Source organism: Streptomyces sp. ATCC 21386 (assembly GCF_018728545.1).
Taxonomy (GTDB): Bacteria; Actinomycetota; Actinomycetes; order Streptomycetales; family Streptomycetaceae; genus Streptomyces.
Genome location: NZ_JAAVVL010000001.1, coordinates 122,133 through 138,536, shown reverse-complemented (window position 1 = coordinate 138,536; position 16,404 = coordinate 122,133). Strand labels below are relative to the sequence as shown.

The window sequence follows — 16,404 nt, the reverse complement described above, 5'->3', positions numbered from 1 at the left end:
TGGTCCGTGCCCGGCCTGTCGCGACCGCAACCTGCCCGCGCGGTGCCGGCGTCCGTCTCCACCGAAGTACGCATGGTGATCACCGGGTTGTCGTGACGTGAGGCTCGCCGTCCGCCTCGCGCACCGTACGGCGACGTGATCGGGTGCCGTCGGCAGGAGTGCCGCGTGCGTGCCGGAACGCTATGCGCGGCGGACCGTGGCGGCGGCGAGGCCGGGAACGACCTGTTCCGCCCAGATGATCTTGCCGGTCGCGGTGTAGCGGGTACCCCATCGCTGGGCGAGCTGGGCCACGATCAGCAGGCCCCGCCCTCCTTCGTCGGTGGTCCGGGCATGGCGCAGGCGCGGCGAGGTGCTGCTGGCGTCGGAGACCTCGCAGATCAGACTGCGGTCCCGGATCAGGCGGAGGCAGACCGGTCCGCTCGCATGGCGGATGGCGTTGGTGACCAGCTCGCTGACGATGAGCTCCGTGGTGAACGTCAGGTCGTCCATGTCCCACTCCGCGAGTTGCCGGCCGACGAGGGCGCGGGCGTGCGCCACGGCGGCCGGGTCGCTGGGCAGGTTCCAGGAGACGACCCGGTCCGGAGTTAGCACGCGGGTCCGGGCGAGGAGCAGGGCCGCGTCGTCCGACGGCGGACCGGTCAGCAGGGCGTCGACCACACTGTGGCCGATGTCCTCAAGGGGCCGGGACACCGTGAGGGCCTCGCCCAGCCGGGACAGACCGACGTCGATGTCCCGGTCGAAGGTCTCGATGAGGCCGTCGGTGTAGAGCGCGATGAGGCTGCCCTCGGCCAGTTCCAGTTCTACGGACTCGAAGGGGAGGTATCCGAGGCCGAGCGGCGGTCCGGCGGGCAGTTCCAGGATGTCGGCGACGCCGTCCGGGCCGACGACCACGGGCGGGAGGTGACCGGCCCGGGCCAGCGTGCACCGTCTGCTGACGGGGTCGTACACGGCGTACAGGCAGGTGGCTCCCATGAACGCGGTGCCCGCCGTCCCGTCCCCGTACGCCGCCGACTCCCCGCTGCCGTCCTCCTCCGTGAGGCCGATGACCAGGTCGTCCAGATGAGCGAGCAACTCGTCGGGAGGGAGGTCCAGGTTGGCGAGGGTGCGTACGGCGGTACGCAGGCGTCCCATGGTCGCCGCCGCGTTCATGCCGTGCCCGACCACGTCCCCGACGACCAGGGCGACCCCGGGTTCCGGAGAGCGGGATCACGTCGAACCAGTCGCCGCCCACTCCGCTGGGAGCGTCCGCCGGGAAGTACCAGGACGCCACCTCCAGACCGGACCCCGCCGTCAGTTCCTGCGGCAGCAGGTACCGCTGCATGGAACGGGCCGCGGCGCGCTCGCGGGTGAAGCGGCGCGCGTTGTCGACACTCACCGCCGCCCGGGAGACGAGTTCCTCGGCGAGACGGACATCGTCCTCCTCGAAGGGGTGGCGGTGCCGGTACCGGGCGAACGTCGCCACGCCCAGGGTGACGCCGCGCGCCCGTACCGGAACCACCATCAGCGAGCGGAAGTCGAACTCGCGCAGGGTGGCGCCCAGTGACTGGTCCTCGGTCACCCAGGCGCTGGTGGAGGGGTCCAGGATCCGTTCCACCAGGGTTCTGCTCTCCAGCAGACAGCGGGTCACGGGCGACAAGGCGGCACGCCGTACCGTTTCTCCTACGGCCAGGGACGCCTCCGGACAGCCCTCGTGCACCGACTGCTGCGCCGCGCGGCGCAGCACGGGCGTCATGTCGACCGGTCCGGGGGCCGGCTCCTCGCCGCGCATCACCGAGTCCAGCAGGTCGACGGCGACGAAGTCGGCGACGACCGGCACGACCTCGTCGGCCAGTTCCTGAGCGGTCCGCGTCACGTCCAGCGTGCTGCCGATACGGGCACCGGCATCGTTCAGCAGGGCCAGGCGTTCCTGGGCCCGCCAGCGCTCGGTGACGTCGATGATCATGTACCAGACACCCACGTCCCGGCCCCGGCGGTCCTTCATCGCGAAGAAGGAGGCGGAGTACGCGCGTCTGCGGTCGAGGCCCGTGAAGCCGAGGGCTCGGAACTCGTAGTCCATCACAGGGGACCCGGTCTCCAGAACCGTCCGCATCTTCTCCTCGAAGGCCTCCGCCTCCCCGTTCGGCAGCACTTCCGTCGCCTTCCGGCCCAGCCGCTGTTCCAGGGGGATCAGGCGGTCCAGCGGCCGGTTCACCCAGACGTAGCGCAGATCCATGTCCAGGACGGCCATGCCGACCGGTGCGTGGGCGAGGAACGGGGAGAGCATCAACTGGCTCATCCCGCCGCCCGGCATCCGCCAGAAGGCCCGTTTCGGCGGCCGCCCGACGAACCTGCCGAAGACCAGTGCCGCGACCGTGGCGACCAGCACGCCCGGGACCATTTCGTAGATGCCCGACTCCAGTGGCCCGAGCAGTGGGTTGATCTTCTTCCAGAGAAGCACCGTCGCCGCGCCCGAGACGATCCCGGCCATGGCCCCCGCCCAGGTCATACGGGGCCAGTGCAGTGAGAGGAGGACGACCGGCCCGAAGGCGGCTCCGAAGCCCGCCCAGGCATAGGCGACGATGCTCAGCACACCGCCGCCCTCCAGCGCGATCACGCAGGCCACCAGGATCACCACGACGACGGCGCCGCGGCCGATCCACACCAGCGCCCTGTCGGAGGCACGCCGGTTGAGGAACGCGTGGTAGACGTCCTCCGTGAGGGCGACGGACGACACGAGAAGCTGGCTGTCCGCGGTCGAGATGATCGCGGCCAGTACGGCGATCAGCATCAGCCCGGCGACCCAGGGGTTGAGCAGGGTCCGGGTCAGGTCGATGTAGACCGTCTCGGGGTCGCTGAGCGGAACCCCTAGCTCCCCGATACCCACGAGGCCGACGAGTGTGGTACCGGCGAGCACGACGACGACCCACACCGTTCCGATGCGACGGGCCGCGGGGACGGCACGGATGCTGCGGATGCCCATGAAACGGGCCAGGATGTGCGGCTGACCGAAGTAGCCGAGGCCCCAGGCGAGCAGCGAGATGATCGCGACGGCGCCGAGCGACCCGTCGGCCGACCACTGACCGCCCGCGTAGCCGACGTCGGCCCCCGCGTCCAGAAGCTTCGGCGTCCTGCTCTCCACGGCTTCGCCCAGTGCCCCGAAGCCGCCGAGCGCCGCGATACCGACCAGCGGGAGCACGAGCAGGGCGAGGAACATCAGCGTGCCCTGCACCACGTGCGTCAGGCTCACGGCGAGGAAGCCGCCCAGACCCGAGTAGATGACGATCACCAGGGCGGTCAGCGTCACCCCGAGTCCGAAACGGAGGTCGAAGACCTGCTCGAACAGCAACCCGCCGGCCACCAGACCGCTGGCCACGTAGACGGTGAAGAACACGAGGGTGACCGCCGCCGAGACCATCCTGAGCAGCCGGGTGCGGTCCTCGAACCGCTCCTCCAGATAGGCCGAGAGACTTACGGCGTTGCCGGCGTGCTCGGTGTAGGTGCGCAGCCGCGGAGCGACGAACAGCCAGTTGAGGTAGGTGCCGACCGCCAGGCCGAGCGCGATCCAGCCGGCGCCGAGACCAGCCGCGTACACCGCTCCGGGAAGGGCGAGGAACAGCCAGCCGGACATGTCGCTGGCCCCTGCGGACAAGGCGGCGACGAACGCGCTGAGCCTGCGGCTCCCGAGGGCGAAGTCGGCGAAGGTGCGAGTGCGGGTGTAGGCCCAGACGCCGATTCCGATCACGGCGACCACGTACACGACGAACGCGGTCACGACCGGCGCACTCAAGTCGAACATGTCCGTCCTCGCCTGCGAGGTCCATGAGACGGGCGCGACCGTCGGCACGCCCGACAGCCGTACACCCCGGCGTACAAATGTACAGATTCAGGTCACAAGCGGGCGACTTGCGCCTCCGGTGCATCGATCAACCTGCTGACACGCGGTCGGCCCGACCCGGCGGATCGTGGCCCGGGGCGGAGCGGGCCGAGGGGGCCCCACGACCGATCGACAGGCCGAGGCCCGGTGCCGGTGCCCGCACTCTCGGCGCTGCGACGGTCCGCGCACGTGAAGCCCTTCCTCCCGAGGGTGTACGGGTGGGCGTCGGCCCGTACCTGACGGAGACGGGGGTCTCACCCTGCACCGGCACCGGCTCCTCGGGCAGCTCCAGCGTCCAGCGCCCCAGGGCTCGCACGGCCTGCTGCGACACCGGGCCCGGAGAAGCGCCGGTTCCGCCCGACCTCGGATCGATGCCGCGGGCGTACGCGGTGCGGCGAGGGCCGCGTCGGCGATCAGGCACAGGTGCCCTCCCCCTCCCGGCCGGGCACAGCGATCATCAGCAGCGTCACGTCGTCGTCGTGGGCGGCCGTGTCCGGGATGAGCGTCCTGATCAGCCGGGCCGCGGCACGGTCGAGCTTCTCCGGATCCGTGGGACCGCCCTTCGGCAGGGCTTCGAGGGCGTGGGTGAGCACGTCGATCTGGGCCTCGATGTCGGTGCCGGGCCGTTCGACCAGTCCGTCGGTGTAGAGCACGAGGGTGCTCCCCGGCAGCAGCGGCACGGTCACCTCCTCGAACAGCACCTCGCCGTCGCTCGCGTCGTTGACGCCCAGCGGCACACCGACCGGCGCCGGCAGCCGGTGGGCGGGCCCGTCGGGGGGCACGACGATGACGGGCAGGTGCCCGGCCGAGCACAGGGTGACCTCATACACGTCCTGGTCGATCACCAGGTAGGCGCAGGTGACGAGCTGGTCCGCCAGGTCGCCGACGAACGTGTCCAGCCCGGTCATGAGCCGGCTGGGCGACGTGCCGGTGCGGGCCAGCGCGTGGGAGGCGGCACGCAGCTGTCCCATGACGGCCGCCGCCTCCAGACCACGGCCCATCACGTCGCCGATGACGACGCCGGTGCGGTGCCCGCCGAGGGGGATGACGTCGAACCAGTCACCGCCGACGCCGGGGTCCTGGACGGAGGCCAGGTAGCGGTGGGCGCTGGGCAGGTACGGGAGGCGGGGCGGCTCGCCCATGAGGCTGTGCTGCAGGGTGTAGGCGATGTGGCGTAGCTGCTCGTAGCGCTCGGCTCGTTCGGCCTCGGCACGTCTGCGTTCGGTGATGTCCCGTACGGTCAGGAACACGAGGGTCTCGTGCTCGGCCCGGAGGCTGCTGACGCTCACCTCGACGGGGAACTCACGGCCGTCGCCGTGCAGCCCGTACAGCTCCCTGTCCATGATCGTCGGCTTCGGGGCACGCAGGCGCAGGTAGGCGCCGAGGAGGGCGCCGTGCCGCCGACGCAGAGGTCGGGGCACCAGGTCGACGACCTCGGTCCCGACGAGGTCACCGGGCGCACGCCCGAACAGGCGTTCAACCTGCGTATTGGCCATGACGATGATGCCGCGGCCGTCCGTGATCAGGGTGGCGTCGGGTGCGGATTCCAGCAGCGCGCGGAAGCGCCGGTGCGCCCGCTGGACCTCACGCTGAGCCGCGACCCGCTCGGTGACATCGGTGACCACGCCGCACAGCGCGTAGGGCGTGCCGTTCGCGTCGTTCAGCGGGAACAGGGAAGTGAGGACGTCCTGCGTACCCCCCGGCAGGGTGATCGACTCCTCACGCTGCACGGGGGCGCGATCGATGAGCACGGCGAGGTCGGAAGCCCGCGCCTGGCGCGCGAGGCCGGGGGGCAGGACGTCCTTGTCCAGACGGCCCAGTACCTGCTCCCGGGACAGCCCCATGTTCTCCTCGAACGTCGTGTTGACCGCCAGGAAACGGCCGTGCACGTCCTTGATGAAGACCGCGGCCGGCGTGTGGTCCATGAAGGCCTGCAGCAGCGCGTACTGCCGCACCTGCCCTTCGGCGCGGGCATGAGCCACCTCGACGCGGCGGCCCACGCCCAGGGCCACGAAGACGACGGCGGTGAACACGGCGACGTGGCCGCCCACCAGCAGCGCGGTGCCCAGCCGCGTCCCGAACAGCCCCGCGTCCTCACCGGCCAGAACGCTCCAGCCCAGCAGCGGTGGCACCACCACGGCGGTGGCGAACAGCCAGCGGCCCAGCGTGCCCGTGGTGCCCGCGTTCGTCAGCAGCCCCGCGGGACCTTCGTCCGGCCGGGCCAGGAAGGCGGCCGTGCCCAGCAGCACCAGAGCGAGCGCGGTGTGCAGGGCCATGCCCGTGTAGGCGCCGAACCGCTCCAGCTCGGGCACCGCGTAGGCGGCGCCGTACAGCCGGAGCATGCCGAGAGCACCCACGGTCAGGCCCGGGATCTGGCTGCACCAGGCGGGGACGCGGGACGTACTGGCGCACAGCGACGCCACGGCCCCGAGGGTCAGCGCCGCGGCCGTGTTGGGGGCCATCCGGCCGGGCTTTCCCGTCGCCGCTTCCGCGGTGTCGTCGGTGAAGAGGAGTTCGTCGATGCCGAGGCCCGGGCCGGTCGTGTACTCCACGAGGGTGAGCACGCCGATCAGGGCGGCCAGAGCCGCCGCGGCACGAGCCGCGGCCATCCTTCGGCGGCCGGGACCGGTGGCCACCACGGCCAGGGAGAGCCCCAGCACCAGAATGCCCACGGCGGTGTTCGCCTTGACACTCACCGTGTCACCGGGCAGCACGCTCTTCAGCGCATCGACGTCGACGACCCATCCGGCCAGACTCAACGCGCCCAGCAGGGCTGCCGTCAGGGCGGCGGCCCGTGCCGTCGCGCGAGCAGCGGCCAGGACAGACACCCGGAACGGCAGACCATCGGCCTGTACCGCTCCACGTGCGCCGGGCAGTCCGGGCGCCTGCTGCTCTCTCGTCACCGCATCCCTTGTGAAGGAAGCATCAGTCAGCACTCTCCAGAACAAGGATAATAAAGCCATATAGAGCGATATTCCGGTCTGTAGAGGCGATGTGGCGTCGGCCGCGAGCGCCGGAGGACAAGGATCTCGAAACCGAGGTCCGTCGCGCCGACTTGCGGATTCCGCGTGACCGCGGATCGACGCCATGGGTGCGTTTGGCATGGTCCTGGTCTGCGGCGTCACCTGGGTGAAGCCCCGGGCACCCGCCGCTTGGCAGGGTCGTCCGGGAGTACCCGGAACGCGTGGGGTCACGCCGAGGAAGCGCGGGACGGCACGTGTACCCGGCGGTGGCCCGCACCGGTCTTCGGCAGGTCCGGTCCGGCGAGGATCCCCGCCGCCCGGAAGACGTCCTTCATGGCGCGGCCTCGTGCCCCCTCCCCCGCACTTCCGTGCCGCCGCACCAGCACAGCCCACCGGCAGCGACCTTCCCGGGTGGGTCGGGAACCTCCGGACGCCCGACAACGTTCGTGTCATGACGGCCGGACGAACCGCACCGGCGACACCGAGGACCCAACTGCGTTATTCACAAGGCGACTTGACCGGGGGGCGAGGCGTGCAGCAGCACCGTGCTCGTCCCGCGCGCCCCGCCTCCGTCGCCCACCCCGCCGCGGTCGTGGTCTCCGCGCTGCTCGCGGTCCTGACCTTCTTCCTGCCGGTGTCGGCCAAGTCGGCGTCGGCAGCACGCCCGTTCTCGACGGGCACCGCCGCCACGGCGACCGCACAGGCGTCCGCCACCACCTCCGACGCGCCGCGCCCCGTCACCGTGGCGCACCCCGCGCCCGGTCACGCCGAGGCCGTCCCCTACCCGTTCCCCGGCCTCCTGGGCCCTGGCGCCGGGGACGCGGCCCCGCACCGCGCCGTCGGCGGCCCCGCCGTGGCCGTGGCGGCGGCCGCCGCCGGAGCGGGCCGGGTCGCCCACGCCCATCGCCCGCGTGGCCCTCCCTCCCGATGGAGCACCCAAGTCCGTACCGACGCCTGACCGTTCGCCTCCGCGCCCGGCACAGACGTCGGTTCCGTCTGCCTGCCCATCGTGGAGAACCCATGTCTCGCGCGCCCATGTGGCGGGCGATCGTCGCCCTAGGTGTGATCGCCGCCTCGCTCTTCCTCGCCCTCACCCAAACCGCCCGCCTCGGCCTCGACCTGCGCGGCGGCACCCAGATCGTCCTGGAGACCAGGGACTCACCCGTCGTCGATGCCGACGCCGAATCGACCCAGCGGGCCCTGGAGGTGCTCCGCCAGCGGGTCGACGCGCTCGGCGTGTCCGAGCCGAGCCTGTACCGGTCCGGACAGCAGCGGATCTTCGTCGAGCTGCCCGGCGTGCAGGACCCGCGCGAGGCCGCCGAAGTCATCGGCCGTACCGCGCAGTTGACCGTCCACCCGGTGAAGGGCGCCACGGACGCGCGGGACACGGGCAAGGGGGAACCCGCCAAGGACGGCTCACGCGTCATCGCCGACCCCGACCAGAAGGGGGCGTACCTCGAGCTCGGGCCCACCGCTCTCACCGGGGAGGGCGTCAAGGACGCCGAGGCGGTGCTCGACCAGCGGACGACATCGGGCTGGATGGTCGACCTCAGCTTCCGTAAGCAGGCGGGCAAGGACTGGGCGCGGATCACCGGGGCGGCGGCCTGCGCACCCCAGGGCGCCCCCGAGCGGCGCGTCGCCATCGTCCTGGACGGCAGGATCCTCTCGGCGCCCGGCGTCGACGCGAAGGTGGCGTGCGGGGTCGGCATCTCCGGCGGCTCCACGCAGATCACCGGCGGCTTCGGCCGGGAAGAGGCCCGCGAGCTGGCCGCCCTCGTCAAGGGCGGTGCGCTGCCGGTGCCCGTCGAGGTCGTGGAGCAGCGCACCGTCGGCCCCACGCTCGGTGCCGACGCCATCGCGGCCAGCACTCAGGCCGCGATCATCGGGGTCGCCCTGACGGGGCTGTTCATCCTCGTCGTCTACCGGCTGCTCGGCGCCCTGGCCACCCTCGCGCTCGCGCTCTACGGGCTGATCTCCTACGCCGCGCTGGTCGCCCTGGGCGCGACCCTGACGCTGCCCGGACTCGCCGGTTTCGTCCTGGCGATCGGCATGGCGGTGGACGCGAACGTGCTGGTCTTCGAGCGGGCCCGGGAGGAGTATCTGGGAGCCCGCGCCCTGAAGTCGGCCTCGGCGCGATTGGACAGGCCGCTGCGTACCGGGTTCGACAAGGCCTGGAGCGCGGTCGTCGACTCGAACGTGACCACGCTGCTCGCGGCCGGGCTGCTCTTCTTCTTCGCCACCGGGCCCGTCAAAGGCTTCGGCGTCACGCTCTCCATCGGTGTCCTCGTCTCGATGGTCTCGGCCCTGGTGATCACCCGGGTCCTGGCCGACTTCGCGATCCGGCGCCGCTTCGTGCGCGACCGGCCCGGCCTGACCGGGATCACCTCCACCGGCAGGGTGCGGGCCTGGCTCGCCCGCCGCGAACTGCGCCTGGTGCACCACCGGCGCCGCTGGCTCGGCGTCAGCGCGCTGCTGGTCGCGGTCGCCGTCGCCGGAATCGGCCTGCGCGGCCTGGACTTCGGGGTGGAGTTCACCGGCGGGCGCCTGGTGGAGTACAGCACCAGCAGGCCCGTGGACGTGGACGCGGCGCGCACGGTCGTCGCCGACGCGGGGTTCCCGCGCGCGGTGGTGCAGGAGTCGGGGGACGGGGACATCTCGGTACGCACCGGGGAGCTGAGCAACGACCAGCAGCACACGATCAGGACGGCGCTGGCGAAGGAGGGCGGCGAGGTCACCGTCGAGCGGGACGAGCTGATCGGTCCGAGCCTCGGCGAGGAACTGCGCCGGCACGCGCTCATCGCGCTCGGCGTCGCCGTCGCGGCCCAGCTGATCTACCTCAGCGTGCGCTTCCGGTGGACGTTCGCCGCCGCGGCGGTGTCGGCCATGGTGCACGACGTGCTGCTGGTGGTGGGCCTGTTCGCCTGGCTGGGCAGGCCCGTCGACAGCGTCTTCCTGGCGGCGCTGCTGACGGTCGTCGGGTACTCCGTCAATGACACCGTCGTCGTCTTCGACCGGGTGCGCGAGGTCCGCCGCCGCGATCCGGCGGCGGACCTGGAATCCACGGCGAACAGGGCCGTCGTCCAGACGCTGCCGCGCACGGTGAACACCGGTACGGGCGCGCTGTTCATCCTGGCGGCCCTGGCCGTACTGGGCGGTGACTCGCTCGCCGACTTCTCCGTGGCGCTGATCGCCGGCGTGGTGATCGGCATGGCGTCGAGCGTGTTCACCGCCGTGCCGATCGCCGTGCAACTGGAGAGCAGCCACCCGGCACCGCCGGCGCGCCCCGAGCGCAGCGAGCACGACGAGGACAGCGGGGCGCGCGGCCCGCTGGGGCGGCGTGGGCGGGCGCGGGGTTCCGGCGCCGTGGTGTGAGGACGCGGCGAGGGTCGCGGGGGTGGCTTGGTCCGGGCGCCGCGTCGGCAGGCCGCCGCGGCCGCCAAGAGCGGTTCCGCGGCTTCCTCGCTCGTGTCGGGTCGGCGGTCGTGCCGGGTCGGCGCGACACACGTCCCGGTCGCCGCCCTGGTCAGCCCCCTCCGGCAGGCAAGCCCGGGCCGGCGGCGCGTTGACACCCACCGGCACCGGACGTTGACTGGCAGCACGGCACAGGGCCGGGAAGGGCAGGGGCGACCGGGTCTCCGGAAGCCTGCGGCAGGCCGTCCAGGAGGCGAACGGCGCCTTCGGGCGGTGACTCATTCCCAGTGGAAGCGGTACAGACGACGATGTACGACCAGACACGCGCCCAGCAGCCCGCGGACCGGCCCTCGGGTCACGCCGGACGCCATGCCACGGGCCCGGAGCCGCTGCTCCCCTCGGACGGACGGGAGGAGATCGCGCACCGCCTCGGGCATGCCGTCAACACCTTCGCGGACAGCCCGCGCGAGGCTCTGGAGGAGGCGGAGGGGGCGTTCGACGAAGCCGCCGCCCAGTTGATGAACGCCCTCGCGGAGCGGCGGCAAGCCCTGCGTGCGGGCTGGGCGGACCTGGACCACGAGACACAGTCCACCGAACTGAGGTTCGCACTGCGGGAATACCGGGAGATCACCGCACGGCTGCTGCGCGTGTAGGAGGCCGTACAGGGCGGGGCGGGGCGGTAAATCCGAGAATCCACGGGGCCGAACACGAAATCGTGCGGGATTATTTCCGACCGCGTGGTCGAGCATGCCGTGCTACTGTCGAATCAGGTTGCAGTTGTGGTTGCCAAAAGGGTTCATTTTCCGACGGGTTGATCATCGCGGCGACACGGAGCCCACACACGGTGAGCTCCGAGCCCGTTCCCGAAGGAGAAATGACATGGCCACCGGTACTGTGAAGTGGTTCAACGCCGAAAAGGGCTTCGGCTTCATCGCGCAGGACGGCGGCGGCGCCGACGTCTTCGCCCACTACTCGAACATCGCCACCCAGGGCTTCCGCGAGCTCCAGGAAGGCCAGCAGGTGTCGTTCGACGTCGCGCAGGGCCAGAAGGGCCCGACCGCCGAGAACATCGTTCCGGCCTGACACGCTCTGACGCTTACTTCGCAGCTGGGGCCCGCACCTTGGGGTGCGGGCCCCAGCTCGCTGCATTTTCCAGGGGGTTCCCCCCCGTTGTCTTCGGTCCGTTCTTGCGATTCTCTGCGCCGTTCACCGTGCTGCGGGAATTCCTTGATACGCGCCCGCATCGAGGAAGGTTCCGTATGAACCGAGTACGTCCGTCACGCAGTTCACGCACGACCCGCACCACCCGCACCACGCCCACCACCCGCGCCTACGACCGTTTCGAGGGCCCCGCCGCAGGCCGCTCCGGCACCCGGCGCCGTCCCACGGCCGGGCCCAAGGGCAACGGTGGCCGCCGGCCCGCCGCGCCCGGAGGCGAGTTCGCGCTGCCGAAGACGGTCACGCCCGCGCTGCCCGCCGTCGAGTCGTTCGCCGAACTCGCCATGCCGGCACCGTTGTCGGCCGCGCTCGGCCACGAGGGTGTGACCGTGCCGTTCCCGATCCAGGCGGCGACCCTGCCGAACTCCCTGGCCGGCCGTGACGTACTCGGTCGCGGCCGCACGGGTTCGGGCAAGACCCTCGCCTTCGGCCTGCCGGTGCTGGCCCGTACGGCGGGGCGCCGCGCCGAGCCTCGGCAGCCGCTCGCCCTGATCCTGGTGCCCACCCGCGAGCTCGCCCAGCAGGTCACCGACGCGCTCACCCCGTACGCCCGCGCCGTACGGCTGCGCCTGGCCACCGTGGTCGGCGGGATGTCGATCGGCCGGCAGGCGAACGCGCTGCGGGCCGGGGCGGAAGTCGTCGTGGCGACACCGGGACGGCTCAAGGACCTCATCGACCGAGGCGCATGCCGACTGGACGACGTCGCCGTCACCGTTCTGGACGAGGCGGACCAGATGACCGACATGGGGTTCATGCCCCAGGTCACCGCGCTGCTCGACCAGGTGCGACCCGGTGGCCAGCGGATGCTCTTCTCAGCCACCCTGGACCGCAACGTCGACCTGCTGGTCCGCCGCTACCTGACCGACCCGGTGGTCCATTCCGTCGACCCGTCGGCCGGCGCCGTCAGCACGATGGAGCACCACGTCCTCCATGTGCACGAGACGGACAAAGACCGCACGACGACCGAGATCGCGGCACGGGACGGCCAGGTGATCATGTTCCTGGACACCAAGCACGCGGTGGACCGGCTGACCAGGCACCTCCTGGACAGCGGTGTCCGCGCCGCCGCCCTGCACGGCGGCAGGTCCCAGCCCCAGCGCACCCGGACCCTGGCCCAGTTCAAGGACGGCCACGTCACGGTGCTGGTCGCCACCAACGTCGCGGCACGCGGCATCCACATCGACGACCTCGACCTCGTCGTCAACATCGACCCGCCCGGCGACCACAAGGACTACCTGCACCGGGGCGGCCGTACGGCCCGCGCCGGCGCGTCCGGTCGAGTCGTCACCCTGGTCACTCCCCGCCAACGCCGCGGCATGAGCCGGCTGATGGCCTCGGCCGGCATCACCCCGACGACCACCGCGGTGCGCTCGGGCGAGGAAGCGCTCAGCCGTATCACCGGCGCCCAGGCCCCTTCCGGTGTCCCGGTGGTCATCACCGCGCCGACCGCGCAACCGTCCCGCCGGGGCGAGACCGGGGCACCGGCCTCACCCCGGGGCCGACGAGGCCGCACCGCTCGGGGCCGGTCCGCGGTCAAGCGTCGCGCCGCGTGATGTGTCGGCCGGCCGCGGGACATGCCGGCGGGCCGCCGTCGCCCCCGGGGCCGTCCGGAGCCGCCTCGATCTCGACCCGAACGTCCACTCGTACCGCAGGAGGCAGTCGTGACACCGGTTCAGGCACATCGAAGCTCCATCGCTCCCCAGTTCACGCACAGGGCCGGCCACCGGGACACGACCGAGCTGCGGGTCGGTGACGACATGACCGTCGAGGTCGCCCTGTCCGTCATGGCCGGTGCCGGTGTGGAGCACCTGCTCCTGTGCGACGGGGACGACGAGAGCACCGGCCGCGTCTCCCGGGCCGAACTCGTCGTGCACCGCGGCAGCTCCGCCTATACGGACCGCGTCCGCCTGCGGGACGTCCTCGGCGGACCATTCGCCTGCCCGATCGTCAGCCCCTCCTCCTTCTCCCAGTGAGGCATCATGCGCTGTGTCATCGCCCAATACCCGTTCGAACTGACCAGGGTCGGAGTGCTCGCCTCGATGGCGGGCGTCAGTCCCGAGATCGTCACCGGTGACTCGGTGACCATCGGCCGCCGCCGGTATCCCGTCAAGCAGGTCGGTGAGGTCATCACCCGACAGGACCGTCGCGACTTCAGCGGCGGTGAGGTGGTCCGGGCCATGGTCCGCCTCGGCTTCACCTGCCATGCCGGCCCTCGGGCCGCGCGGCCCCCGGCCCCGGCAGCCCTCAGCCCCCTCCAGGCCGCCTCGGCACTGCTCGGTGGCCCGGACCCGCAGAACGCGTGACGCCAGGCGGCGGGAGCACTCGGCCGCCGCCCGGACGGTGCGCGCCCGGGGTGACCTGAACGGTGGTACCCGCCCGGCCTCGACGCGTCCTGCCGACCCGGCAGACCCGTGACGTGGACGCGCTCCTGTGACCTCTCCCGCCTGCCACTCACGCCCACCATTCACGCCTGCCGTCCACGCCTGCCGTCCACGCCTGCCGTCCACGCCTGCCGTCCACGCCTGCCATTCACGCCGGGCTGATCACCGGAGCTGATCACCAGGGCTGTTCACCGGGCTCCTCACCGCGCCCCCATGGGCTCGCGTGGCGCCGGGGCCCGTTCGTCCGGTGTCGGGAAGAGGCCCGGGACCTGCGGCGACTGCCGGAGTAGGGTGGTGAGCACGGCCCGTCTCGTACGGGCACGTAGAAATCCGAGGTCGCCATGCCGTCGATCGAAACACCCTCGGACGGCCACGCCGAGGTCCGTGTCGTCGCCGCCTCACCCGAAGTCGCCCGTCGGGTGGCGGAGGTTCTCCGCCGCTGCTTCGACTCCACCGAGCAGCGCAGCTACCCCGCCGGCCCCGACGGAGGAACCCGCCTCGACCTCACCGTGGACACCACCCACGCGGCGGAACCCGTCCGATCGTGGCTGGAGACCAGCCGGTCCACGGGAGACGCCCGACACACGGAGGACGGCCGGTCCACGGAAGACGGAGACAGCCACCCGCGCCGGTGAAGGGCGTGCACCGACGGGCTCGACGGAGGTCAGGGCGCTGCGACCGGCGTGCCCGGCAAGTACGCTGCCGGCCGCGCGGAGCAATATCTGTATCCGCGAAGTAAGAAATAGGAACGACACACAACGAGCATTCCTCGAACGCCGACACCGGTGGAATTTATTGACCGAAGAGGGCCGCTCAGGCCGTGCTAACGTCTTTTTCAGTTGCAGGTGTGGTTGCCAGAAGGTTTATTTCCGACGGGTCAATCAGCACGGCGACACGGAATCCGCACAGGGCGGATTCCTGGCATCGTCCCGAAGGAGAAAAACATGGCTACTGGCACCGTGAAGTGGTTCAACGCGGAAAAGGGCTTCGGCTTCATCGAGCAGGACGGCGGCGGCGCCGACGTCTTCGCCCACTACTCGAACATCGCCACCCAGGGCTTCCGCGAACTGCTGGAAGGCCAGAAGGTGTCGTTCGACATCGCGCAGGGCCAGAAGGGCCCGACGGCCGAGAACATCGTTCCCGCCTGATCTGACACCGGCGACAACGCACACTTCGCAGCTGGGACTCTCACCCCCTTGGGGTGCGGGTCCCAGCTTGCTGTGTTTCAGGGGGCGCCACGCCACCTCCTGCGCGACGGCGACGATCTCCTGTGCGACGGCGACGATCTCCTGTGCGACGGCGACGATCAACGCACCGGCCCGCCCCTCGGCCCCGTCACCGACGGAGAGCACGGCCGGGCCCCGGGCCCCGGGCGCCCTCGCCCTGTCCCCCTGATCCGCCTCGGCGTGCCGGCCTCACCGGCCTCACCGACCACGCCTGCCCCCCGCCACGCGGGTCTCCCACGACGACCTACCGGTCGACGTTCTCCCAGATCACAGGCTATCTACCTCCCCCAACGAGTGAAATCTACCTTTGCCACAGTAGACATTGGGCGCTGGCTCAGTTAGTGTTTCCTCGTCAACACGAGTCGAGCGAACCCGGCAGACACGAACTGGCGGGGTGCAGTACACGCAGTACATGCAGTACGCAGGGCCTTACGGCCCTGGAGCGAGTGGTTGGTTCACAGGAAGGACGGAGGACGCAGACGCCATCAGGATCGCCCGGCCCGTCAAGTACCCGGCCGGGTACCGCAAGACCCCGGATTGGAAGGTGGTCCCCGGTCACGCAACCGCGATCCCCGCACCCCCCCTTCAGCAGGGCTGGGTAGCGGAAGCAGAAGGTCGGCAGAGCATCACGGCCGACGGATGGTGTTGAATTTCCTTCGGGGCCCTGGTGCCGTACGGCATCAGGGCCCCTCGACGCGTTGCACAAAGAGGTGACATGACAGCAGATAACCCCCTCAGTGATCGTCTGGACGACGACGACTACCCCGCATACACCATGGGGCGGGCCGCCGAGATGCTCGGCACCACCCCGGCCTTCCTCCGAGCCCTCGGTGAGGCTCGTCTGATCACTCCGCTGCGCTCGGAGGGCGGACACCGCCGGTACTCCCGCTACCAACTGCGGATCGCGGCGCGCGCCCGCGAGCTCGTCGACCGGGGCACCCCGATCGAGGCTGCCTGCCGCATCGTCATCCTTGAGGACCAGCTCGAGGAAGCCCAGCGGATCAACGCCGAGTACCGCCGGCGCGCCGAACACGATGCTTCCGCCTCTCCCCTTCCCGGTGCCGGCTGAGCACAGCGGCACGCGCCGACCGGTGACAGCAGATCGTGCGCCGCGGCTGACCCCTCCCCCGGCTGCGGGCTGGGGCGCTTCCGCGGGCGAGGCGATTCTGACGCCGACGGAGATCACCAATCGCCCGGCGTGTCCCCTGCGCGTCGCCCTACGTGCCCTGTGCGGCCGCGGACTGCGCCACCGAGTCGCCCCGCGCTTGGCTCGCCCTGGCGCCCTGCCCCCTAGGAGTACCTGGGAGCCCGCGCCCTGAAGTCGGCCTCGACGCGATTGGACAAGCCGCTGC

General features: G+C 71.3%; 11 protein-coding genes and 1 pseudogene. 10 read left to right on the top strand and 2 right to left on the bottom strand.

Annotated elements, in window-relative coordinates; all coding sequences use genetic code 11:
• Positions 1–180 precede the first annotated feature (180 nt).
• Both putP and GWK25_RS43100 read right to left on the bottom strand, forming a co-directional pair.
• A pseudogene (gene putP / locus GWK25_RS44650) lies at positions 181–3,775 on the bottom strand (sodium/proline symporter PutP).
• Between the two features lie 491 nt (positions 3,776–4,266).
• Positions 4,267–6,756 (bottom strand): PAS domain S-box protein, encoded by a 2,490-nt coding sequence (locus tag GWK25_RS43100; protein WP_215447844.1) that lies wholly within the window; start codon positions 6,754–6,756, stop codon positions 4,267–4,269.
• A 592-nt stretch (positions 6,757–7,348) separates the two neighbouring features.
• Here GWK25_RS43100 and GWK25_RS00605 point away from each other — a divergent pair.
• From GWK25_RS00605 to GWK25_RS00560, 10 genes are all read left to right on the top strand, one after another.
• Positions 7,349–7,774 (top strand): hypothetical protein, encoded by a 426-nt coding sequence (locus GWK25_RS00605; protein ID WP_215447842.1) that lies wholly within the window; start codon positions 7,349–7,351, stop codon positions 7,772–7,774.
• A gap of 62 nt (positions 7,775–7,836) precedes the next feature.
• Positions 7,837–10,188, top strand: coding sequence for a protein translocase subunit SecD (gene secD / locus GWK25_RS00600; RefSeq protein ID WP_215447840.1), 2,352 nt, complete (start codon positions 7,837–7,839; stop codon positions 10,186–10,188).
• Positions 10,189–10,535: 347 nt separating this feature from the next.
• Positions 10,536–10,880: a hypothetical protein gene (locus tag GWK25_RS00595; protein WP_215457112.1), complete on the top strand. Its 345-nt coding sequence runs from the start codon at positions 10,536–10,538 to the stop codon at positions 10,878–10,880.
• A gap of 226 nt (positions 10,881–11,106) precedes the next feature.
• On the top strand, positions 11,107–11,310 hold the full coding sequence (locus GWK25_RS00590; protein ID WP_215447838.1) for a cold-shock protein: 204 nt from the start codon (positions 11,107–11,109) through the stop codon (positions 11,308–11,310).
• A gap of 176 nt (positions 11,311–11,486) precedes the next feature.
• Positions 11,487–12,998, top strand: coding sequence for a DEAD/DEAH box helicase (locus GWK25_RS00585; RefSeq protein WP_215447837.1), 1,512 nt, complete (start codon positions 11,487–11,489; stop codon positions 12,996–12,998).
• A 108-nt stretch (positions 12,999–13,106) separates the two neighbouring features.
• Positions 13,107–13,418, top strand: coding sequence for a hypothetical protein (locus GWK25_RS00580; protein WP_374105852.1), 312 nt, complete (start codon positions 13,107–13,109; stop codon positions 13,416–13,418).
• Between the two features lie 6 nt (positions 13,419–13,424).
• On the top strand, positions 13,425–13,748 hold the full coding sequence (locus tag GWK25_RS00575; protein WP_215447835.1) for an SCO5918 family protein: 324 nt from the start codon (positions 13,425–13,427) through the stop codon (positions 13,746–13,748).
• A 419-nt stretch (positions 13,749–14,167) separates the two neighbouring features.
• Positions 14,168–14,461, top strand: coding sequence for a hypothetical protein (locus GWK25_RS00570; RefSeq protein WP_215447833.1), 294 nt, complete (start codon positions 14,168–14,170; stop codon positions 14,459–14,461).
• Between the two features lie 309 nt (positions 14,462–14,770).
• The gene (locus GWK25_RS00565; RefSeq protein ID WP_028799214.1) at positions 14,771–14,974 is read left to right on the top strand and encodes a cold-shock protein; all 204 of its coding nucleotides are present in this window, start codon (positions 14,771–14,773) and stop codon (positions 14,972–14,974) included.
• Between the two features lie 793 nt (positions 14,975–15,767).
• Positions 15,768–16,121: a helix-turn-helix domain-containing protein gene (locus GWK25_RS00560; RefSeq protein WP_215447831.1), complete on the top strand. Its 354-nt coding sequence runs from the start codon at positions 15,768–15,770 to the stop codon at positions 16,119–16,121.
• Positions 16,122–16,404 lie beyond the last annotated feature (283 nt).

Coding starts and splice junctions, on each gene's coding strand:
- GWK25_RS00585 (WP_215447837.1), top strand. CDS start 11,487: ATGAACCGAGTACGTCCGTCACGCAGTTCACGCACGACCCGCACCACC.
- GWK25_RS00595 (WP_215457112.1), top strand. CDS start 10,536: ATGTACGACCAGACACGCGCCCAGCAGCCCGCGGACCGGCCCTCGGGT.
- GWK25_RS00590 (WP_215447838.1), top strand. CDS start 11,107: ATGGCCACCGGTACTGTGAAGTGGTTCAACGCCGAAAAGGGCTTCGGC.
- GWK25_RS00570 (WP_215447833.1), top strand. CDS start 14,168: ATGCCGTCGATCGAAACACCCTCGGACGGCCACGCCGAGGTCCGTGTC.
- GWK25_RS00565 (WP_028799214.1), top strand. CDS start 14,771: ATGGCTACTGGCACCGTGAAGTGGTTCAACGCGGAAAAGGGCTTCGGC.
- secD (WP_215447840.1), top strand. CDS start 7,837: ATGTCTCGCGCGCCCATGTGGCGGGCGATCGTCGCCCTAGGTGTGATC.
- GWK25_RS00560 (WP_215447831.1), top strand. CDS start 15,768: ATGACAGCAGATAACCCCCTCAGTGATCGTCTGGACGACGACGACTAC.
- GWK25_RS00575 (WP_215447835.1), top strand. CDS start 13,425: ATGCGCTGTGTCATCGCCCAATACCCGTTCGAACTGACCAGGGTCGGA.